The sequence below is a fragment of the Mycobacterium dioxanotrophicus genome (assembly GCF_002157835.1).
Classification (GTDB): Bacteria; Actinomycetota; Actinomycetes; order Mycobacteriales; family Mycobacteriaceae; genus Mycobacterium; species Mycobacterium dioxanotrophicus.
This window is the reverse complement of the sequence record NZ_CP020809.1, coordinates 302,307-323,703: the sequence shown is the minus strand read 5'-3', so window position 1 is coordinate 323,703 and position 21,397 is coordinate 302,307. Positions and strand designations below refer to the sequence as shown.

Genomic DNA, 21,397 nt, shown 5'->3' with positions numbered 1-21,397 from the left:
GTGGGCCACCGCCCGACTCACAACTCCCACCATCCGCGTGCGAACGACATGTACAGCTGGATGCAGAACATGGCCAGCAGGTAGCCATAGACGACGGCCTGCAGGACTATCAACGCGCGCTTGCGCTTTCGTTCTTGCTCGTTCATCGGGACGTCCTTTCGCCGGGTACGGGCAGGCCGGCGGCCACAACCTCGCGCAAGCCGTCAGTGATGGCGCCGTCGGAACTCAGCGGCGCCAGCACACAGGCCTCGACTGCTTCCAATTCGGTTGCGCCCACGGCGATGAGCTGTGCTGCGGTGACCAGCACCCGTGTCGACGGGGGCTCGAAGTGAAATGCCGCGTCTGCAGTCCTGATGGCAGTCGCGCACGTCACCAGTCGCTCGGCGACACGCGCGTCGACGCCGGTCTCGGCGACGATCACCGCGGCTTCCCGGGCGGCCGACAGGTACCCCATCGACAGGGTGACAAAGCGTTGCCGGAACGACGGTTTGAGCTCCTTGAGCGAGCTGCGGTATGCCGGATTGTACGAACACACCAGCATGAACGTCCCCGGAGCGCGCACGACTTCGCCTGCCCGGTCGAGGTACAGCGCACGCCGGTGGTCGGTCAGCGAGTGCAGGACCGCCAGCGAGTCGTGGCGGGCTTCGACCACCTCATCGAGGTAGCAGATGGCGCCGTCTTTGACGGCCCGGGTCAGCGGGCCGTCGGTCCACACCACGTCGCCGCGGGTAACCATGAAGCGGCCCAACAGATCTGAGCTGGTGAGGTCGTCGTGGCAGCTGATGGTGACCACGGGGCGGCGCAGCAGGGCGGCCATGTGCTCGACGAAACGGGTCTTGCCGCATCCCGTCGGTCCCGTCAGCATGACCGGCAGAGCGCGGGTGTACGCCTGCTCGAAGAGCTGCACTTCGTTGGCGTTGGCGTAGTAGGTGGGCGTCATGTCTTCCTTGTCTCCCGGGTATCAGGCCGAGACGAGTTCGCGGTGTACGTGTGCCAGGACCCGGGGTAGGTCCTCCACACGCCGGATGCGTTGGGAGCGCCGTGATCCGAACACTTCCGGTAGCGGATCGACGCGCGTCGGCCCCACGCCGACGTAGTACACAGACACACCGGCCTCGTTGGCCTCCTCGACTGCGTGGGCGGCATCGGCCCATGCGTAGCGCCCTTCATAGCCTTCGTCGGAGATCAGGCCGTCACCGATCACCATGAGCAGCCGGCGTTCGGCGGGCTGCTCCAGCAGCCGTCTGGTCAGATGCCGCAGCGGCGCACCCAGGCGCGTGTAGCCACCGGTGACCAGACCCGCGGTACTGGGCGCGACGCTGCGCGGCTCGGGAAAGTCTTTGAGGCAGCGGACTTCCACGCGGTGGCGCGTGTTGCCGGTGAACACGAAGAGCCCGTGGCGTTCCCGCGCCTGACTCATGGCCCGGGACAAGGCATCTGCACAGGCCAGTTCCAGCCGGAAGATCCGGCCACCGTGCACGCCCAGTGATGAGCTGCCGTCGAGCAGCACTGCGGTGGCGACATCACGGCTGCTGGGTAGCAGTTCGCGGAACACCCGCGGCTCGGTGGCCTCCCCGGTTCTCATGTCGATGTGGTGGCGCACGTAGGAATCCACGTCCAGATCGGACCCGTCTTCCCGACGGTTGATCATCGCGCGGTGCGTGGGTTCCTGGAACCACCGGCGCAGCTCCGCTGATATCACCGGATGACGTTGCGGTCCTTGCGCTTTGCCATATTCGACCACGGCGACATGATCGCGCAGGAAACTCTGCGTCCACGCATTCCACTCGGGGTACGGGATGCCGGGGCGATGGTGCGGCGTGATGTCGAGGTCGTTGTCCTGCGGACGGCTCGGCGGGGGAAGGTTCGGGTTGCGGACGCCGCCGTCACCTCCGACCGGGACCGAATACGGTCGGGGCAACCGCTTCTGGGTGGTGGTCCAGGGCAGGCGACCGAACCTGCGCCGCAGGGAGTCGGTGAGCCCGGCCGGCGCGGTGTGCGACGTGGGTAACCGACCCAGCAGCGGGTCGACGACGAGGCCGTGCGGGCTGCGGGCCAGTGCGACGGCCCGGTTGAGCATTTCGGCGGGCTGCGTATCGGGATCGCCGATCACGAGCCCCGGTAGCAGGCACCGGATTTCGGGTATCAGGCCGGGCCAGGCACCTGCGATCCAGCCCATTGCGACACTGCCTTCCACCAGGGCGAGTGCGTGCAGTTCGCGCGTGGAGAGCTCGTTGAGCCGGTAGTCGAGCAACCGATCCTTCGACGGTGCGCATTGCAGCGCCACGCCGCAGGTCAACGTTCTGCGGGTCCAGCCCGCCGCCGGCGCCGGGTAGGGTACGTGGATCACCGTGAGCCCAGTGTTCATTCCGAAGGCACGCTGCTCACCCGTCACCAGGCGCACACCCGCACGCCGGCCACCGCTCAATGCCACCGCGGTAACCCCGCAACTGCGTTCCAGGGCGATGGCGTGCCGGTCGGTGAGCTCACTCATCTGCTCGGGCCGCTCAGAACGTGCCGATGTTGGAGAACATCCAGTACCAGAACCAGATGATCAAACCGGTGCCGCCCCACGCCGCGATGTAGCGGCAGATCTCCCACAACACCCACTCTTTGTAATTCACTGACTGACTTGAGTCAATAAAAGTCTAGAGTCAGTCGGAGAAGATTTCGCGGTTGACGGTGTGCAGGTACGGGATGGCCAGGAACGGCGTGATGTAGAAGATGTCGTAGAGCCACCACCCCACAACCGGGAAGATCACGCCCGCGTAGCGGACATCGGCGTACATGGTCATGTTGAACACGTAGCCGATCCAGATGACCACGCCCATCCAGCAGGTCACCACCATCCACTGCTGACCCCACCGCTTCATCTGCAGAAAGCCGATGGCCGCCGCAATCCGCATGGTGAACACGGTGAGGATCAGGCCTACCTCCCAGCCCTTCTCACCGGGGCCCGCGGCACCGCCCACCCACAGCTCGTTGAAGTGCCAGAAGTACCCCGCGTCGAACATGTATCCCCAGCCGTTCAACAGAACTCGGGCCAGCAACGTGTGATTGCCGACCAGGTCCAGCGACCACCCGACTGCGTTGATCGCGGCGTCGATGATGACGAGGTAGCCGATCAGCGTGACGATCATCGGCCGGACTGAGAGGCCGTCGCGCTGCGCCTGGCGCTGCAACCAGACCCCGCGAAGGAACAGGGGTAATCCGAAGACGCCCAGGGCTGCACTGCCGATCAGCAGCGACCCGCAGATGAGCCATTTGTCCGCCCGCTGCTGCGCCAGCCGGGACAGCTGGTCGTGCTCGTCCAGCGACAGCGCGCCGGCGGGAGGCTTGACCGCACCACGGCGCAGGTTGGAGATCGGCAGATACAAGATTCCTCCTCGTGCCGCGATTCGCTGACTGACTATAGTCAACGAATTGCGATACGGGCAGGCCCGCGAACCGGTCAGCTGGGTGTCACGGCAGCAGGCTGCGCAGAGTCCGGTGCACGTAGTCGTCGAGCAGCGCGTCGCGGGTCGACCATTCGTTGGTGGTGATCAGCAGCGCGTACAAGCCCAACAGAAAGAACACTGCGCTGTTCAGCGCGTTGACGGCCTCATCCACCTCGCCGTCGCGCTGTGCACGTTCGATCTCCGTTGCCACCCCGACGATGACCGGATGATCCCGACCATCCTCGGCCGCCGGCCTGGTCTGGGAAAAATGCAGCGCCAGAAAGTCTTTGAACAGCACATCGCCCAACCGGCGTTCCAGGCTCATCACCAGCCGCACCGCCTCGCGCAGCGCGTCGGCGAGGTCGTGAGGCTTCTTCAGGAACTGCGCGAACTGCTTGGCAATACGCTCTTCTTCTCGCTGTTCGAGTTCGAGCAGCACGTGTTCCTTGGTCGGGAAGTGGAAGAAGAAAGTGCCGTGCGCGACGCCGGCAGCGGCCACGATGGCGCCCACGTCGGCAGCAGTCATACCGGTGCGTTTGAACTCGGCGATCGCCGCACCCATCAACCGTTCCCGCGTTTGCAACCGTTTTGCTTCGCGTGCCGACAACCCGTCCGCCACGGCGACGACACTATCGCCCGGCCCGGCGCTGCGGTCACCAACGACATTCCCCGCAGGCAGGTGCCGATACCCGATAGAGAGCGGGCGACTTCGGTAGCGTGCGACCCGTGATCGATGCAGCCAGCCTGGCCTCCCTCCTGGGCCGCGCCGGCGTGCGCGATGTCGCCGCCGACAACACCACCCGGGCGCTGTACACCTCGGATGCGTCGCTGTACCGGGTGCTGCCCCTTGTCGTGGTGCGACCGCACGATGACGCCGAGGTCGAGGCGGTGTTGACCGTCTGCCGCGGCGAGGGCGTTCCGCTGACCTCTCGAGGCGGCGGAACGTCGATCGCAGGGAACGCCATCGGCACCGGAGTGGTTCTCGACTTCAGCCGGCACATGAACCAGCTGCTCGACATCGATGCCGAGTCCCGCAGCGCAGTGGTGCAACCCGGGGTCATTCAGGCGGACCTGCAGAGCCGCGCCGCCGCCCTCGGCCTGCGGTACGGCCCGGACCCGTCGTCGTTCACGCGCGCCACCATCGGCGGCATGATCGGCAACAATGCCTGCGGATCGCGCGCGCTGGGTTACGGGCGCACCTCCGACAACCTGCTGCGGGTCCGTGGCTATACGGGGTCCGGCATGCGACTGGACACCGCCGTCACCGGCGAGGACCCGACCATGGCGGCGCTGCGTGAGGTCACCGCCGCGCATCTGGGCACCATCCGCACCGAGCTCGGGACGTTCGGGCGTCAGGTTTCGGGCTACGCACTCGAACACCTCGCTCCCGAGCGTGGTTTCGATGTCGCTCGAATGATGACCGGCTCGGAGGGTACCCTTGCGGTGCTCACCGAGGCCACGGTAGGGCTGGTGGTCGATCCGGTCCACGCGGTACTGGTGGTGCTCGGGTACGACGACATCGCCACGGCCGGTGACGCGGCGCCCGGCGTGCTGGCCTTCTCCCCCACGGCGTGCGAAGGCATCGACTCCCGGATCGTGAACGTGGTGACCGAGCGGCGCGGACCGGGCGCCGTCCCGCCGCTGCCTCGCGGCAACGCATGGCTATTCGTCGAGATCGCCGGTGACGATCTCGACGAGGTGCTCAGCCGTGCCGACCGCGTCTCCGTCGGGTGCGGTGCCGTGGCGGCCCGCGTCGTCACCGATGCCGCCCAGAAGGCGGCGCTGTGGCGGATCCGTGCCGACGGGGCCGGGTTGTCATCGCGGAGTCCAGCCGGCAGACCCGCCCATGCGGGCTGGGAGGACGCCGCGGTGCCGCCGCACGAGCTCGGCTCTTATCTGCGCGAATTCGATTCTCTGATGACCGATTTCGGTGTCACCGGGCTGCCGTACGGGCATTTCGGCGACGGTTGCCTGCACATCCGGATCGACTGGCCGCTCGACCGTCCCGGCGGTGTCGCCGGTTTCCGCGAATTCCTCATGGCGGCAACGCGTCTCGTCGTCGGCTACCACGGTTCACTGTCGGGGGAACACGGCGACGGCCGGGCCCGCAGCGAACTGCTGGCCATGATGTACTCGCCCGCCGCACTCGCGGCCTTCGCGGCGGTCAAACACGTCTTCGACCCGGACAACGTGTTGAACCCCGGGGTGATCGTCGACCCCCGTCCGCTCGACGCGGATCTGCGGGTCCCCGCGGCACCTGCGTTGCGGCGCGATCTCGCCTTCGCCTATCGGCATGACGGCGGGGACTTCAGCCAGGCCGTGCACCGCTGCACCGGGGTGGGCAAGTGCCGTGCCGACAACCGGACGTCCGGCGGCGTGATGTGCCCGTCGTACCTCGCGACGCGCGACGAGAAGGATTCGACCCGCGGCCGCGCCCGAGCGCTGCAGGAGATGATCAACGGCACCGCGGTGACTGGCGGCTGGCGGGCGCGGGAGGTGCACGAGGCCCTCGATCTGTGCTTGTCCTGCAAGGGGTGCACCTCGGACTGCCCGACCGGGGTGGACATGCCGATGTTCAAATCCGAAGTGCTGCACCAGAGTTACCGGCGCCGACTGCGTCCACCCGCGCACTACTCGCTCGGCTGGCTGCCGCGCTGGGCCCGGCTGGCCAGCAGGGCTCCGGGACTGGTCAACTCGGCGGCGCGGCTGCCCGGCGTGGACCGGCTGGCACTGCGCAGCGCAGGCATCGACCCCCGTCGCGCGATTCCGCCGTTTGCCCGTCAGACGTTCCGGGACTGGTTCGACCGCACGCACACCCCACCGGTGAGCGGTGACCCGGTGCTGCTGTTCGTCGACACGTTCACCAATTACTTCACCCCGGAGGTCGGCCAGGCCGCCGTGGCCGTGCTGGAGGCCGCCGGCCTGCGGGTGCGGCTGACCCAGCGTCAGCAGTGCTGCGCTTTGACGTGGATCAGTACCGGGCAGCTCGACGCCGCCAGACGCGTCCTGGGCCGCACGGTCGACGAGCTGACCGAGACCGCCCGCGCCGGTGTGCCGATCGTCGGCCTCGAACCGTCCTGCACGGCCGTACTGCGTTCGGACGCCGCCGAACTGGTCGGCGAGAAAGCCACGCCCGTCGCGACCGCAACCCGCACGCTCGCCGAGCTGCTCACCGAAAGATCCTGGCGGCCACCGCAACTCGATGGCACGACGGTCGTGGCCCAGCCGCATTGTCACCATCATGCGGTGATGACGTGGGATGCCGACGCCGCGCTGCTGGGCCGAGCCGGCGCGGCCGTCCGGGAGTTGGGCGGATGTTGTGGCCTGGCGGGCAATTTCGGGGTGGAGCACGGCCACTACGAAGTATCCGTCGCGATTGCCGAACAGCAGTTGCTGCCGGCCGTGCGCGAGGCGGCACCCGGCACGGTGGTGCTGGCCGACGGATATTCGTGTCGGACTCAATTGAACGATCTGGCCCACACCCGCGGACTGCACCTCGCCGAACTGCTGGCCGCGCGGCTGGAATGAAATCGCGAACACATCGGTTTGTATAGGTCGTCGCAACGGACTCAGCGCGACTGTAAACCTTGGCATCGCGCGTCGCCGCAACCATCCTGTTGCCGGCGAACCGATGAAGGAGGCGAGGTATGGCCCGTCGTCCCACGGCCGGGTGCCGATGAAATTCCTGTTGCTCACGCTCATCGCGCATCAGCCCGATCCGGTCACGGGCGAGAAGAAAAGCCCTGCCGTGCGGCTGCGTGAAGTCGTCGATGCCGCGGTGCTCGCCGAGGAACTGGGGTTCGACGGGTTCGCCGTCGGGGAACGCCACGAGGACCCGTTCATCTCGTCCTCACCACCGGTGGTGCTGAGCAACATTGCCGCCCGCACGTCGCGCATCGGGCTGTTCACCGCGGTGACGACGCTGAGCCTGCTCGACCCGGTACGCGCGTTCGAGGATTACTCGACGCTGGACAACCTGTCCGACGGCAGGCTCGAACTGATCATCGGCAAGGGCAACGGCGCAGCTCAAGCTGAGCTGTTCCACGTGACCGCCGCCGACCAATGGGACCGCAATCGCGAAGGCTACGAACTGTTCCGCCTGTTGTGGGGCAGCGAAGACGTGACGTGGTCGGGCCGGTTTCGCCCGCCGCTGTCGCACGCAAAGGCGCTGCCCCGTCCTCTGCAGGAGCGCATTCGAATCTGGCACGGCAGCGCGACAAGTCGCGATTCGGTGGATCTCGCCGCCCGCCACGGCGATCCGCTCTTCTCCGCCAACGTGACACATCCAATCGAGCCGTACGCCGAATTGGTGCGGTACTACCGGCAGCGCTGGGAGTGCTACGGGCACCGGCCTGAGGATGCGCTCGTCGGCGCGGGCACGGCCGGATTCCAGGTCTCGCCGACGACGCAGCAGGCGATCGCCGAATTCCGGCCGGTCTTCGAAAAAAGACTGGCGCTTGCCCGTCGTACCGGGCTGCCCGTGGTCTTCGAGACCATCGAGGATTTCGTCGCCCGCAGCTCGGCTCTGGTCGGCAGTCCTCAGCAGGTGGTCGACAAGGTCGGCCGCTACCACGAACAGCTCGGTCACGAGGTGATACACCTCAGCGCGGACGCCGACGGCGGGTCAGCCGTGCAGAAACGGCGCAGCTTCGAGTTGTTCCAGAGCGAGGTGGCCCCGGTGCTGCGGGCCCTCATCCCGAGCAGACCCCTTGCCGCGCAATCCCTTCAGAAAGAGGTGACGTCATGACCAGCACCGACACGTCCGCGAGAACATTCGAAGCCGACTGGAACGAATGGCACCGCGAGCGCGAACGCTACTACGGCGACCCACTCGGTTGGGTGAGCCTTACCGGCTTGTATTGGCTCACCGACGAATTCGAGGCCGTCGCCGACCTTCCGGGCCGTTGGCGGGCGGACGAGGCCGCGGTGTACGTCGAGGGGGTCGACGGTACCGAGCGGCTCGAACCGGCCGAGGGCGCGCCCGGACTCCTCGTCGCCGACGGCGACAGGCGCATCGAGGTGATCAGGCGGACCGGATCGGTTGCGCTTCGGGTGCACGACCCGAAGTCGCCCCATCTGCTGAGCTACCACGGCATCCCCACCTATCCACCGAACGAGAGCTGGCGTGTCACCGGCACGTTCACGCCGTATCCGGAACAGGTCACGGTCACGACAGGCGCCGTCGTGGAAGGCCTCGAACACCACCACGCGGCGGTCGGTGTCCTCGACTTCGAGTTGGCAGGCACCGCCCATCGACTCGTGGCGTTCACGGGCCGCAACGGCGGCCTGCAGGTGCTGTTCACCGACGCCACCAGCGGCGTGACGACCTATCCCGCCGCCAGGTCCCTGGCGCTCGCCGCGCCGGATGACGACGGGACGGTGACCCTCGACTTCAATCGCGCCGCCAACCTGCCGTGCTCATTCACCGACTACGCGACCTGCCCCGTGGCACCCGCCGAGAACAGGCTCGCCGTCGCGATCGAGGCCGGTGAGAAGAAGCCGCGCTGACCTCGGCCTGTTGACAGAGTGGTAAAAGTGGTTGTTGGGAAAGGATCTGCAAAGGGCCGATCCGGTACACGTCGAGGAGAATCATGCCTGTCGGCACGACGCCTCGATGTCGCGGACGTGAGGAGCAGATCAGGCCCCGTCCCGGCACCCACGTAGCCGTCGCCGCCGCGATGCTGGCCACCTCGGCGTGCACGGTCATGCCCGCGGTCGCCTCTGCGGCGCCCAAATGCTCCGACGTCGAGGTGATCTTCGCGCGCGGCACTGACGAGCCCTCGGGGATCGGCGCGGTCGGCCAGTCCTTCGTGGACACGTTGCGTCCGATGATCAAGGGCTCGACGGTCAGTACCTACGCCGTCCAGTACCCCGCATCGTGGGATTTTCTCAAGGCCGCGGCCGGGGCCACCGACATGAGCAAGCATGCCCAGGCCACGGCGTCTCAGTGCCCGAAGACGAAGATCGTGCTCGGCGGCTACTCGCAGGGCGCGGCCGTCGTCGACGTCGTCGCCACCTCTCCGGTCGCCGGCCTCGGATATAACGCGCCGTTACCGGCGGCCGTCATCCCGCGGATCGCGTCGATCGTCGTCTTCGGCAACCCGTCGGCGCGGCTCGGCCAGCCCCTGACGCGCATGAGCCCGGACTTCGGCGCACGAACCGCCGACCTGTGCAACACCAACGACCCCATCTGTTCGCTCGGCCGGGACTTCGACGCGCACGTCCGCTACCAACAATCCGGGCTGATCCAGCTCGGCGCGCAGTGGGCGGCACGGCATATCAACGTGCGCACCTGATCTCAGTCCAGAAGCCCATATTCGTCGAACCAGTAGGCCAGCTTGCCGCGGCGGCTGACCGCCCGCAGCCGCGCTTCGGTGGAGGGCCGGACTTTGCTGGTCGTGACGATGAGGAGCTCGTCGCCAACCTCGATGCGGGTGTCGGGCAACGGGACGAAGGTGTGTCCGTCCCGCACGATCAGCGTGATCACCGCGGGGTACGGCAGGCGCAGTTCGAGGATCGTGACGTTGTGCAGACGCGACGACGGCTGGACCGTCATGGTGAGCAGTTCCGCGTCGAGGACATCCAGCGGCGCCGCTTCGACCTGGATCTCCCGCGTGGACTCGGCGGTCACCAGGCCCAGCCGATTAGCGACGAAGTGCAGGCTCGGGGCTTGGACCAGGGTGAAGATCACCACCAGCACGAACACGATGTTGAGCAGGCGGTGGCTGTCGGGCACGCCCACCACGATCGGGAAGGTGGCCAGCACGATCGGGACAGCGCCGCGCAGCCCGGCCCATGACAGGAACAGCTGCTCCCGCAGCGGGATGCGAAACCCGATCAGCGCACCCATCACCGACAGCGGGCGGGCGACCAACAGCAGCACCAGGCCGATGATGATCGCCGGGATCACATCGTCGGCCAGTTCATGCGGGTTGACGAGCAGCCCGAGCAATACGAACAGGCCGATCTGCGCCAGCCAGCCGACCCCTTCGGCGAACGACCGGGTCGCCGACCGGTGAGGCAACCCCGAATTCGCGAGCACGACCGCGGCCAGATAGGCCGCGATGAACCCGCTCGCATGTGCGCTACCGCCCGCCGCGAACGCGACGAGCCCCAACCCGAATGTCGCGATCGGGTACAGCCCGGAAGCCGGTAGGGCGATGCGCCGCAACGCGATCGCGCCGAGAAGTCCGACCGCCAGGCCGAGCGCGACACCCACCACCAGCTCGTAGGCTATTTCGGCGAGTGCACCCTCCGGTTCGAGGACGAAGGGCACCACGCTGAACATCAGCACCAGGATGACCGCGGGTGCATCGTTGAACCCGGATTCCGCCTCGAGCAGACCCGCGAGGCGCCGCGGTAGTGGCAGCACACGCAGAACCGAGAACACCGCAGCCGCATCGGTAGAGGCCACGATCGCCCCGAGCAGCAGAGACAGCTGCCAATCCATGCGCAGCAGCACATGGGCGCCCACGGCCGTGACCACCGTGCTGATCAGCACCCCCACCGTCGCCAGCGACGCCGCGGGCGCCAGCACCTTGCGGATGTCGGCGTAGCGCGTGGTCAAACCGCCCTCGACGAGAATCACCGCGAGCGCGGCTGTGCAGACATTCCTGGCGAGTTCGACGTTGTCGAAGTGCAGCCCGATGCCGTCCTCGCCGAGAACGACGCCGACCAACAGGAACAACAGCAGACTGGGAAACCCCACGCGCGTCGCGACGCGCGTGCCGATGATGCTTGCGAGCAGCACAAGGCCTCCGATCAACAAGGCCAGGTACAACTGTTGCAAGCTCATCAACGTGAAAGTAAATCAGTACCGAACCCTGCGGTGAGGGCCGGTATATGCGCAAAAATAGCCGGGTGGCGGAACGGAAGATGCGAATCGCGATCGCCGGCGCGGGCAACGTCGGGCGATCGGTTGCGCGAGAGTTGCTCGGTTACGGCCACAAGGTCTTGCTCATCGAACGGGAGCGACGCAAGTTCGAGCCGGAGACGGCCGCGGACGCGGACTGGTTGCTGGCCGATGCGTGCGAGATCACCACGCTCGAGGAAGCCGGAGTCCAGACCTGCGACGTCCTGATCGCCGCGACGGGCGACGACAAGGCCAATCTCGTCATCGGGTTGCTCGCCAAAACTGAATTCGGTGTTCCCCGGGTGGTCGCCCGCATCAACGACGTCAGCAACCAATGGCTGTTCGGCCCCAGTTGGGGCATCGACGTTGCCGTCTCGACGCCGGGTGCACTGGTCGCGGGCATCGAGGGAGCCATCGACATCGGCCACCTGGTGCGGCTCATGGGCCTGCGAGGCGGCCGGGCCGAGCTGACCAAACTGACCCTGCCCGAAGCCAACCCGCTCGTCGGCCGGCGCGTCGACCAGTTGGACCTTCCGTCGAACACCGCCTTGGTGAGCCTGGTCCGCAGTTCGCAGGTCATCCTGCCGCAGCCCGACGACGTGCTCGAGGCCGGTGACGAAATGCTGTTCATCGCCAACCGTGCCGCCGAGGGATCACTGCTGGCGGCCGTTCACGGCGGCCAGTTCCTCCACGACATGCTCGACGACGCCTGACGGACCTGCCGCACGGTGCCGACCCGTGGTCAGGCACGCTTGTCACCACGATGCCCACACCCACTGCACCGACGCCATGACCATTGCGCTCCTCGACGACCCCGGCGACCTGTCCGCGCTGCGCGCCAGAAGCGCTGATCCCGACGCGCTGTTCACCGACTTCGCCGCCTGGGCCGAGGCCAATGGCACCACGCTGTACCCGGCGCAGGAAGAGGCGCTGATCGAGTTGGTGAGCGGGGCCAACGTGGTGCTGGCCACCCCGACCGGGTCCGGCAAGTCGCTGGTCGCCACCGGTGCGCTCTACGCGACACTGGCTGCCGGTGCCAGGAGCTACTACACGGCGCCGATCAAGGCCCTCGTCAGTGAAAAGTTCTTCGCCCTCTGCGACGTGTTCGGCGCGGTGAACGTCGGCATGCTCACCGGCGATGCGGCGGTCAACTCGGAGGCGCCGATCATCGCGTGCACGGCGGAGGTGCTCGCCAACATCGCGCTGCGGGAAGGCGCGCAGGCCGACATCGGCCTGGTGGTGATGGACGAGTTCCACTTCTACGGCGACCCTGACCGCGGCTGGGCATGGCAGGTGCCACTGCTGGAACTGCCACGCGCCCAGTTCTTGTTGATGTCGGCCACGCTCGGCGATGTCACGTTCCTGCGCGAGGACCTCACCCGCCGCACCGGGCGTCCGACAGCTCTGGTGGCGGGTGCCGAACGACCGGTGCCGCTGTTCTACTCGTACGCGACGACACCGATGCACGAGACGATCCAGGATCTGCTCGACACCAAGCAGGCCCCGGTCTACGTCGTGCATTTCACCCAGGCCTCGGCGCTCGAACGCGCGCAGGCACTGATGAGTGTCAACGTGAGCACCAAGGAGGAGAAGGCCGCCATCGCCGAGGCCATCGGCGGGTTTCGTTTCACGTCGGCATTCGGGGCCACGCTCTCGCGGCTGGTCCGGCACGGCATCGGGGTGCACCACGCCGGGATGCTGCCGAAGTACCGGCGGCTGGTGGAGCAGCTCGCACAGGCCGGCCTGCTGAAGGTCATCTGCGGCACCGACACTCTCGGCGTCGGCATCAACGTGCCGATCCGCACCGTGGTGTTCTCGGCGTTGTCGAAGTACGACGGCACGCGCACCCGGCTGCTCAGCGCCCGGGAGTTCCACCAGATCGCGGGCCGGGCGGGGCGCGCCGGCTACGACACCGTGGGCACCGTCGTGGTACAGGCGCCCGATCATGAGGTGGAAAATCTCAAGCAGTTCGCGAAGGTAGCCAACGATCCGAAGAAGCGCCGAAAACTGGTGCGCCGGAAGGTCCCCGAGGGCATGGTGCCGTGGAGCGAGGCCACCATGAACCGGTTGGTCGCCGCTGCGCCGGAAGCGCTGACGAGCAACATGCGGGTGTCGACGGCGATGATCCTCGACGTCGTCGACCGTCCCGGTGATCCGTTTGTGGCGATGCGCCGGTTGCTCACCGACAACCATGAGCCGCGCAAACGGCAGCTTCGGCTGATCCGCGAGGCCGTCGGCATCGCCCGCTCGCTGTTGCAGGCCGGGGTGCTCGAACGGCTCGGCGAGCCCGACCCCGACGGTCGCCGGTACCGGCTCACGGTCGACCTGCCGCCCGACTTCGCGCTGAACCAGCCGTTGTCGACCTTCGCGCTCGCCGCGATCGACCTGCTCGATCCCGCGTCGGAAACCTATGCGCTGGATGTGGTTTCGGTGATGGAAGCGACGCTGGAGGATCCGCGCCAGATCCTGGCCGCACAGTTGAACAAGGCCAGGGGCGAGGCCGTCGCGCAGATGAAGGCCGACGGCATCGAGTACGACGAACGCATCGAACTGCTCGACGACATCAGCTATCCCAAGCCGCTCGAAGAACTGCTCAACCACGCCTTCGACGTCTATTTGCGTACCAACCCGTGGGCCGCGGACGGCCGGCTGTCCCCCAAGTCGATCGTGCGCGAGATGTGGGAACGCGCGATGACCTTCCGGGAGTTCGTCAGCGGCTATGGGCTGACGCGTTCGGAGGGCGCGGTGCTGCGCTATCTGTCCGACGCGTTCAAAGCCCTGCGTTCCGGTGTCCCCGCCGCCGCCCGTACCGACGAGGTCGTCGACATCGTCGAGTGGCTCGGCGAGCTTGTCCGACAGGTCGATTCGAGCCTGCTCGACGAGTGGGAGCAGCTCACCGACCCCGACCAGCCTCATGACATGCCCGTCGCGACACCGACCCGGCCGCGCCCGCTGACCGGTAACGAACGTGCCTTCACCGCGATGGTCCGCAACGCGCTGTTCCGTCGGGTCGAGTTGTTCGCCAGGCGACGCTGGGACGAGCTCGGCGAGCTCGACGGCGACGCGGGCTGGCCCGCGTCGCGCTGGGAAGAGGTCGGCCTGGAGTACTTCGCCGAACATTCAGACCTCGGCACCGGTCCCGATGCGCGCGGCCCCGCGATGCTGATCTTCGACCGGCAGCCCGGTGTGTGGCGGGTACGGCAGATCCTCGATGACCCGGCGGGCGACCGGGACTGGGGATTCGACGTCGAGGTGGATCTCGAAGAATCCGACGAAGCGGGCACGGCGGTCCTGCGCCTGGTGGACGCCGGCCGAATGGACTGAGCGGTCCGTGTTCCAGGTCACATCGCCGATCCGATTCGGGTGGGAGAATGCTGGGTATCTGCTTGGCGTGAATTGTGGGGCCAACGGCGCTTCCGCGAGTTTGCGTGTCGAGGGTTGGGGGTTGTCGCATGAACCGAATTCATCGTTGGTTGGTTGTCGCTGCCGTTGCACCGTTCGTGGCGGCGGGGTCGCTCGCCGTAGCGGCCCAGGCATCCGCCGAGTCGTGTCCTGACGTGCAGGTGGTGTTCGCCAGGGGCACGTTCGAACCTCCGGGTGTCGGGCGCGTCGGTGAGGCGTTCGTCGATTCCCTGCGAGCGAAGATCCCGGGCAAGTCCGTCGATGTCTATGCCGTCAACTATCCGGCGTCTCTTGACTTCGCGACTGCGGCCGACGGTGTCGTCGACGCCAGCAACAAGGTCCGCGATACCGCCAACGTGTGCCCGAACACCAAGATGGTGCTCGGCGGCTACTCGCAAGGCGCCGCCGTCGCGGCGTACATCACCGCGGATGCCGTCCCGGCGGGATTCGCGCTGCCGCCGGGCCTCACCGGGCCGATGCCGGCATCGGTCGTCGACCACGTCGCCACGGTCGCGCTCTTCGGCAAGCCGTCGAGCGGGTTCCTGCAGATGATCTACACCGGCGCACCGCCGATCAAGGTCGGTGCCCAGTACGCACCCAAGACCCTCGACCTGTGCATCCCCGAGGATCCGGTGTGCTCGCCGACCGGCGGCGACAACGGCGCACACAACCAGTACGCCGACAACGGGATGACCGACCAGGCGGCCGCCTACGCTGCCGCCCACCTCGGGGTCGGCGCTTCCACGGCCGGTGTTCAGGCCACGCACCCCCAAGGCGGATAACCCTCTCGGGATTCGGGTCGGCTGTTCGGCCGCTCGGTCGGTTTACCGAACAGGCGGGGCACTTTCGCTAGGATGGCGTCGACCAACCACGCGGAGTGCCGAGGGAGCGATGGCCGTATGGGCGCTGAGCCAGTGACGGGGTCCAGCCGCGTGGCCCGGCGTCGCGACCGCCGTAAGGCCGAGATCGTCAGGACCGCCACCCGGATCCTGACGGAGTCCGGTTATCAGGGGATGAGCCTGGAAGGGGTTGCGGAGCAGACCGACATCGCCAAAGCGACGCTGTACCACTATTTCTCGTCGAAGGATGAGCTCGTCGCCGCGGCCCTGGAGTCGCTCACGCAGGAAGTTCTCCAGCGCCTGGCCGCACGCGAAGAGGCTCTCGGTGACGTGCCTGCGCGGGACCACCTCGCAGCGCTCATCGATGAGCAGATCCTCATCCTCACCGAAACCGCTCCCGAGGTGGCAACGGTGTTCTCGTGGCCACGCAGCTGGCCAAAGGTTTTCGAGGAACCGATGAAGGACATGCGCCGCAGGCACGACGCGGTGTTCCGCAAGGTCGCCGCGCAGGGCATCGCGAGCGGCGAATTCACCTGTCCCAATGTCAATGTCGCGTTGCAATGTTTGCACGGGATCCTCAACCAGTCCTCGGTCTGGATACGGCCGGGAACCCACGAGGATGATCGGGCCGAGTTGCGCGCGGCGATCGTGGACCGCGCGTTGCGCATCTTCGACTGAGGTGGCGACCTAAACCCGTGCCGCGGCGGCGATCTCGATGAGTAGATGCTCGTTGGCGTGGATCCGTTGCGACTCGACACCGAAGTGGGGCGGATAGAGCAGCGCCCAGTCGACGACATCGGCATAACGGCGCAACTGGTCGACGATGTCCTCGGGGCTCCCGTACACCGCGCGGTCGTCGACCATCGCCTGGCCGGCCGCGACGATGCCGTCGATGTCGTTGCGGGCCAGGGATTCCCGGCTGGCGACACGTTCGGCCTGGTGCTGCCCGCCAGGGAAGAGCGCGTCGTAGCCCTTCGGCGTGGAGTAGAAGCCGACCTGGGCCGCGGCGTCACGGCGGGCCGACGCCCGGTCGGAGCTCGCCGCCGCGACGATCTGGGTGGTGATTCGCAAGTCTGCCGAACTGCGCCCGGCCTCCGCAGCGGCCGCCGCCAACAGGGGCAGTGCCCCGTCACGCAGATTGTCGGCCGAGGCGATGGTGTGCCCGACGAAGCCATCTGCGCTTCGTCCGACGGCGCGGATCATGTGTTCGCCGACCGCGGCCGCCAGGATCGGCACGCTGTCGGGCAGTTCGGGCCGGTCGTAGTGCGCCATGGTGACGGCATCGAACCGGCCGGCATACCGGAACGGCCCGCTGCGGTGCGCGATCAGGCTGCGCACCAGCTCGATGCGGTCCCGGACCTGCGGGGCAGGATGCTGCAGGGCGGCGCCGTACCAGTCCTGGTTCATCCGGCGGGTGCTGCTGCCCACGCCGAGCACGAACCGGCCGTCGGCGATCGCCTGGATATCGGCGGCCGCCGAGGCCAGCGCCAACGGCGACCGGGCGAACAACGGGGTGACGCTGGTTCCGACGATCGCGTTCTCGGTCGCGGCCGCGAACGCCGACGCGCGGGCGAGGCTGCTGCGGTTGTAGTAGTCGATCGTCCACAGTGAATGCACGCCGGCGCGATCTGCGGCTTTCACGACTTTCAGTGCGTCGGCTGGGTTTTCGTCCATCACGACGAGACCGATCTGCATGGCTTACCTCCTCGGCGCTCTGACTCAGGACTCGGCGGAGGGGAACCGGGGAGCCCGCTTCTCCCGCAGCGCTGTGTATCCCTCGACCACGTCGGGTCCGAGGAAGGTGAGCATCTCGTAGGCCGCCGATTGATCGAAGACCGGACCGGCTTGCCGCAGCCAGTTGTTCAGCGACCGCTTGGTCAGCCGGATGGCTTGCTGGGCGCCCGCCGCGAGTCCGTCCGCGATCCTTAAAGCCTCATCCAGAACCTGTTCTCGGGGAAGGGCTTTGGCGACCAGGCCGATGCGTTCGGCGTCGACGCCGGTGATCATCTCACCCGTCATCAAGTAGTACTTGGCCTTGGCCATCCCGGCCAGCAGAGGCCAGATGATGGCCGCGTGGTCGCCGGCGGCGACACCGAGTTTGACATGCCCGTCGCCGATGCGGGCGTCCTCGGCGACGATGGCGATATCGGCGAGCAACGCCGCTACCGCGCCGGCGCCGACCGCCACGCCGTTGATGGCCGAGACGATCGGCTTGTCGCAGTTGATCATGTTGTAGACCAGGTCGCTCATCTCGCCGAGCATGTGCGAAACCCGGTCGTAGTCACCGGCCATCCGCTCCACCATGGCCAGGTCACCGCCCGCGCTGAAAGCCCTGCCTGCACCGGTGATCACAGCGACGCGGGTCTCCTTGTCACTGGAGACGTCGCGCCAGATGGCGGCCAGTTCGGCGTGCATCTCCTCATCGGCCGCGTTGTATTTCTCCGGCCGGTCGATGGTGATGAGCAAGACCCCGTTGTCCCGCCGGCTCAGTGTCAGTTGCCGGTAGTCGTTGAGGTTCATGTCTTCTCCGTCTCATGTGGGGTCGACGCATCCTGACTCACCCAAAGCTAGGACAGTTCGACCCATTAGGTCAATATTCGACCGAGCGGTTGACTTTTCTCCGGTCGGCGTCCGATAGTGGTCTTCGGGCAGCACCCGCAGGCCACAGGAGGCAACCATGCGACTCGACGACAAGACCGCGGTCGTGACGGGGGCGGCTTCGGGAATCGGCCGGGCCATCGCCGTCGGGCTCAGCGCCGCAGGCGCGACGGTCGTCGCCGTCGACCGTGATCCACAGGGCCTGTCCGACACGGTCGCCACCATCGGCACAACGGCCACGGCCCATGTGGTCGATCTCGCCGACGCGGCCGCCATCACTGCCCTGCGGGACACCGTCGTGGCGACGCACGGCATCCCGCAGGTCATCGTCAACGCCGCAGGCTTCGACCGCGTCGAACCCTTCATGTCCAACGACGATGCCCTCTGGGAATCGCTCGTCGCAGTGAATTTCCTCGGCCCGGTGCGGCTCACCCGGGCATTTCTCGAACCGATCCTCGCAGCGGACGCGACAGCCAAAATCGTCAACATCGCCAGTGACGCCGGGCGCGTGGGGTCCCTGGGCGAGACCGTCTACGCCGGGACCAAAGGTGGGCTCATCGCTTTCACCAAGTCCCTGGCCCGCGAGATGGCGCGACACCACATCAACGTCAACTGTGTGTGCCCCGGTCCGACCGACACACCACTGTTCGCGTCACTGCCGGAGAAGGTCCGTGACGGCCTGATCCGCGCCATCCCGTTCCGACGCTTGGCGACCCCGGCGGAGATCGCCGACGCCGTGCTGTTCTTCGCGTCCGACCACTCGAACTACATCACCGGCCAGGTACTCAGCGTCAGCGGCGGCCTCACCATGGCCGGCTGACGCAGGCGATTCAGTGATTGCGGTGCACACCGGGCGGTTCGGTCGGCGCCGGGGGCGCCAGCACCGTCGGGGTGAACAGGTTGCCGCCGCCGGGGGTGATGCTCTTCTCGGTCGGTGATGCGGGGGCTCCCGTGGGTAGCGGCGCAGGCGTGGTCGTCGTGGTCGTGGTCGTCGTGGTTGTCGTCGTCGTGGGACCGGAGGGCGCTTGTTTCCCGCCGCACGCCGCGGTGAACATGCCCAACACCACAAGCACACCGCCGCCGGCGACGATCACACGGCGACGATTCTGGTGACGATGTTCCATCGCCATCTCCCATCTGCACGAAGCCCCCCGATGTGACCGTACGCGCACGCCGGGCATCCGGTCGGTTATCGAAATAGCCTGTGATACCTGGTAATTCGCTGTATGCGAGCTGAACGACGCGCGAGACGTCGATAAGGCACGCGTCCGCACGGCGCAACACCTAGGCTCGGTTCAGACGGCTTCGGACGCCCTACATCAGAATGAGAACACGCGATGAACACCAATACGCTCAAGGACAGCGGCGCCAAGCTGATGAATCTCGCCCACCGGTTCGTCCTCACGGTCAGCGGGAAACGGTTGCTGGCCCAACCTTTTGGCATGCCGCTGGTCGAGCTCCACACCGTCGGGCGCAAGTCCGGCCAGCCCCGGTCCTGCTACCTGACAACGCCCGTGCACGACACCAAACGCGTGATACTCGTGGCGTCGAAGGGCGGTGACGACCGCGACCCTGACTGGTATCGGAACCTGCAGGCGCACCCCGACGCCGAGTTGGTGCTCGACGGGCAGCGTCTGAAGGTGCACGCCCGCACCGCCAGTCCCGACGAGAAGGCCGAGCTGTGGCCCAACATCGTCGCGTCGTACAAGGGCTACGCGAACTATCAGAAGCGGACGACTCGTGACATTCCCGTCGTGATCTGCGACGTGAAGGACTGAACCGATCGTGCCCATGAAGGTTTCCCGCTGTGCCCTCATCGACGCGGGCCAACCGCGGCCCGTCGACCGGCGCAGCCAGGTGCTCGACATGATCTGGCAGATCATCGGCGTAGCGACACACTGAAACTGGTTACTCTGCACGGCTTTTCGGTAGCTGATTGGCTCGATTCACGCTATCGGCGCACAGCTTGGGGCCTACGATGATCCGGCACCGACCGGGAGGGACGACATGACGATCGATTTGCCGAAGGACTGGGCCGACCGGCTGGGCGCGGGGCTCGCCGATTTCTATCGCGACTTGCATGCGCACCCAGAGCTGTCCTTCCAGGAGCACCGCACGGCGCAGAAGGTTCAGCAGGCGATCGCCCCACTCGGCCTCGAGGTGACCGCAGGCGTCGGCGGCACCGGTGTCGTGGCCGTCCTGCGCAACGGTCCCGGCCCGGTCGTCTGGCTGCGCGCGGATTTCGATGCCCTGCCGGTGCAGGAACAGACGGGCCTGCCGTACGCGAGCACGGCCCGGGCGACCAACCCGGACGGCAAGGACGTCCCGGTCATGCACGCGTGCGGGCACGATATGCACACCACCGCGCTGGTCGGCACGCTGCAGTTGCTGACCGAGACCAAGAAGCACTGGTCAGGCACCGTGGTCGCGGTGTTCCAGCCCGCCGAGGAGATCGGCGGCGGAGCGTCGGCGATGATCGCCGACGGCATCCTGGACCGCTTCCCCACCCCCGATGTCGTCCTCGGCCAGCACGTCGGGCCGATCCCGGCGGGGTTCATCGCCTATAAGACCGGGGTGGCCATGGCCGCTGCCGACTCTCTCAAGCTGCAGCTGTTCGGCCATGGCGGGCACGGCTCCCAACCCGAATCGACCGTCGATCCCGTGGTGATGGCCGCCAACGTCGTGCAGCGGCTACAGACGATCGTGTCGCGGGAGCTCTCGCCGTTCGACCCGGCCGTCGTCACGGTCGGCTACCTGCACGCCGGCGCGAAAGACAACATCATTCCCGATGACGCCGAACTCGGGATCAACGTCCGCACCTTCGACGAAAACGTGCGCAGCAAGACTCTGGCCTCCATCAGCCGCATCGCCCAGGCCGAGGCGACCGCGTCCGGAGCCACCAAGGAGCCCGCCGTGACCACCACGCACAGCTTCCCCGTGACGGTCGTCGACGACCCCGTCATGCAGCAGCTAGCCGCGGTGTTCCGAGACCACTTCGGCGCCGAGCGGGTCATCGAGAATCCCCAGCCGTTGGCCGGAAGCGAGGATGTCGGCCACTTCGGCACCGCCGCGGGCGCGCCGACGGCGTTCTGGTTCTGGGGCGGCTATCCGCAGGAGACCTACGACGAGTCGGCACGCACCGGGCGGCCGGTACCGACCAACCACTCCCCGTTGTTCGCACCCGTCCTCGAGCCCACGCTGTCCACGGGAGTCGAGGCCCTCACCATCGCCGCGCTCTCGCGCCTGAACACGACGCGGTAACCGCCACC

At 67.1% G+C, this 21,397-nt stretch carries 20 protein-coding genes; 11 read left to right on the top strand and 9 right to left on the bottom strand.

All coding sequences use genetic code 11. The annotated features are described in order from the left end of the window. Window positions 1–17: 17 nt before the first annotated feature. The 5 genes from BTO20_RS41040 to BTO20_RS01425 all read right to left on the bottom strand — a co-directional run bounded on the left by BTO20_RS41040 (window position 18) and on the right by BTO20_RS01425 (window position 4,056). Window positions 18–146 carry a hypothetical protein gene (locus tag BTO20_RS41040; protein ID WP_269770319.1) on the bottom strand — a complete coding sequence of 43 codons (129 nt, stop codon included), beginning with the start codon at window positions 144–146 and terminating at the stop codon, window positions 18–20. Continuing rightward, window positions 143–940, bottom strand: a complete 798-nt coding sequence (locus tag BTO20_RS01440) for a CbbQ/NirQ/NorQ/GpvN family protein (RefSeq protein ID WP_087072755.1) — start codon at window positions 938–940, stop codon at window positions 143–145. The genes BTO20_RS41040 and BTO20_RS01440 overlap by 4 nt, the downstream gene beginning before the upstream one ends. Before the next feature lie 21 nt (window positions 941–961). Then, on the bottom strand, window positions 962–2,494 hold the full coding sequence (locus BTO20_RS01435) for a nitric oxide reductase activation protein NorD (protein ID WP_087072753.1): 1,533 nt from the start codon (window positions 2,492–2,494) through the stop codon (window positions 962–964). A 160-nt stretch (window positions 2,495–2,654) separates the two neighbouring features. Further along, window positions 2,655–3,377 carry a hypothetical protein gene (locus tag BTO20_RS01430; protein ID WP_408632146.1) on the bottom strand — a complete coding sequence of 241 codons (723 nt, stop codon included), beginning with the start codon at window positions 3,375–3,377 and terminating at the stop codon, window positions 2,655–2,657. Window positions 3,378–3,462: 85 nt separating this feature from the next. Further along, window positions 3,463–4,056 (bottom strand): TetR family transcriptional regulator, encoded by a 594-nt coding sequence (locus BTO20_RS01425; protein ID WP_087072751.1) that lies wholly within the window; start codon window positions 4,054–4,056, stop codon window positions 3,463–3,465. A gap of 107 nt (window positions 4,057–4,163) precedes the next feature. Here BTO20_RS01425 and BTO20_RS01420 point away from each other — a divergent pair, with 107 nt between their 5' ends. The 4 genes from BTO20_RS01420 to BTO20_RS01405 all read left to right on the top strand — a co-directional run bounded on the left by BTO20_RS01420 (window position 4,164) and on the right by BTO20_RS01405 (window position 9,733). Then, window positions 4,164–6,965, top strand: coding sequence for an FAD-binding and (Fe-S)-binding domain-containing protein (locus BTO20_RS01420; protein WP_408632145.1), 2,802 nt, complete (start codon window positions 4,164–4,166; stop codon window positions 6,963–6,965). Window positions 6,966–7,113: 148 nt separating this feature from the next. Continuing rightward, window positions 7,114–8,184 (top strand): LLM class flavin-dependent oxidoreductase, encoded by a 1,071-nt coding sequence (locus tag BTO20_RS01415; protein WP_087072746.1) that lies wholly within the window; start codon window positions 7,114–7,116, stop codon window positions 8,182–8,184. Then, window positions 8,181–8,945 carry a DUF1684 domain-containing protein gene (locus BTO20_RS01410; RefSeq protein WP_087072744.1) on the top strand — a complete coding sequence of 255 codons (765 nt, stop codon included), beginning with the start codon at window positions 8,181–8,183 and terminating at the stop codon, window positions 8,943–8,945. The genes BTO20_RS01415 and BTO20_RS01410 overlap by 4 nt, the downstream gene beginning before the upstream one ends. 170 nt (window positions 8,946–9,115) lie before the next feature. Further along, complete coding sequence (locus BTO20_RS01405) at window positions 9,116–9,733, top strand: cutinase family protein (RefSeq protein ID WP_087072742.1); 618 nt, start codon at window positions 9,116–9,118, stop codon at window positions 9,731–9,733. A gap of 2 nt (window positions 9,734–9,735) precedes the next feature. On the opposite strand, the gene BTO20_RS01400 is transcribed toward BTO20_RS01405, so the two are convergent. Further along, complete coding sequence (locus BTO20_RS01400; protein WP_087072740.1) at window positions 9,736–11,232, bottom strand: potassium/proton antiporter; 1,497 nt, start codon at window positions 11,230–11,232, stop codon at window positions 9,736–9,738. Between the two features lie 80 nt (window positions 11,233–11,312). Here BTO20_RS01400 and BTO20_RS01395 point away from each other — a divergent pair, with 80 nt between their 5' ends. The 4 genes from BTO20_RS01395 (at window position 11,313) to BTO20_RS01380 (ending at window position 16,208) form a co-directional block, all read left to right on the top strand. Next, window positions 11,313–12,002: a potassium channel family protein gene (locus BTO20_RS01395; protein WP_198344441.1), complete on the top strand. Its 690-nt coding sequence runs from the start codon at window positions 11,313–11,315 to the stop codon at window positions 12,000–12,002. A gap of 76 nt (window positions 12,003–12,078) precedes the next feature. Next, the gene (locus tag BTO20_RS01390) at window positions 12,079–14,613 is read left to right on the top strand and encodes a DEAD/DEAH box helicase (protein ID WP_087072738.1); all 2,535 of its coding nucleotides are present in this window, start codon (window positions 12,079–12,081) and stop codon (window positions 14,611–14,613) included. Between the two features lie 128 nt (window positions 14,614–14,741). Continuing rightward, window positions 14,742–15,473, top strand: coding sequence for a cutinase family protein (locus tag BTO20_RS01385; RefSeq protein ID WP_087072736.1), 732 nt, complete (start codon window positions 14,742–14,744; stop codon window positions 15,471–15,473). Between the two features lie 117 nt (window positions 15,474–15,590). Continuing rightward, complete coding sequence (locus tag BTO20_RS01380) at window positions 15,591–16,208, top strand: TetR/AcrR family transcriptional regulator (RefSeq protein ID WP_087072734.1); 618 nt, start codon at window positions 15,591–15,593, stop codon at window positions 16,206–16,208. 9 nt (window positions 16,209–16,217) lie between these two features. Here the strand turns inward: BTO20_RS01380 and BTO20_RS01375 are convergent, their stop codons facing one another. Together BTO20_RS01375 and BTO20_RS01370 are read right to left on the bottom strand one after the other, a co-directional pair. Beyond that, a complete protein-coding gene (locus BTO20_RS01375) occupies window positions 16,218–17,225 on the bottom strand; it encodes an LLM class flavin-dependent oxidoreductase (RefSeq protein ID WP_087072732.1) in 1,008 nt (335 codons plus the stop codon). 24 nt (window positions 17,226–17,249) lie between these two features. Beyond that, a complete protein-coding gene (locus BTO20_RS01370) occupies window positions 17,250–18,050 on the bottom strand; it encodes an enoyl-CoA hydratase/isomerase family protein (RefSeq protein ID WP_087072730.1) in 801 nt (266 codons plus the stop codon). Between the two features lie 157 nt (window positions 18,051–18,207). Between BTO20_RS01370 and BTO20_RS01365 the strand changes: the two genes are divergently transcribed. Continuing rightward, entirely contained in the window at window positions 18,208–18,948 is a 741-nt protein-coding gene (locus BTO20_RS01365; protein ID WP_087072728.1) for an SDR family NAD(P)-dependent oxidoreductase, read from the top strand. A 10-nt stretch (window positions 18,949–18,958) separates the two neighbouring features. On the opposite strand, the gene BTO20_RS01360 is transcribed toward BTO20_RS01365, so the two are convergent. Further along, window positions 18,959–19,252, bottom strand: coding sequence for a hypothetical protein (locus BTO20_RS01360; protein ID WP_157680111.1), 294 nt, complete (start codon window positions 19,250–19,252; stop codon window positions 18,959–18,961). A gap of 213 nt (window positions 19,253–19,465) precedes the next feature. Between BTO20_RS01360 and BTO20_RS01355 the strand changes: the two genes are divergently transcribed. Beyond that, entirely contained in the window at window positions 19,466–19,906 is a 441-nt protein-coding gene (locus BTO20_RS01355; protein ID WP_087072726.1) for a nitroreductase family deazaflavin-dependent oxidoreductase, read from the top strand. A gap of 229 nt (window positions 19,907–20,135) precedes the next feature. Next, complete coding sequence (locus tag BTO20_RS01350; protein WP_087072724.1) at window positions 20,136–21,389, top strand: amidohydrolase; 1,254 nt, start codon at window positions 20,136–20,138, stop codon at window positions 21,387–21,389. Window positions 21,390–21,397: the final 8 nt, after the last annotated feature.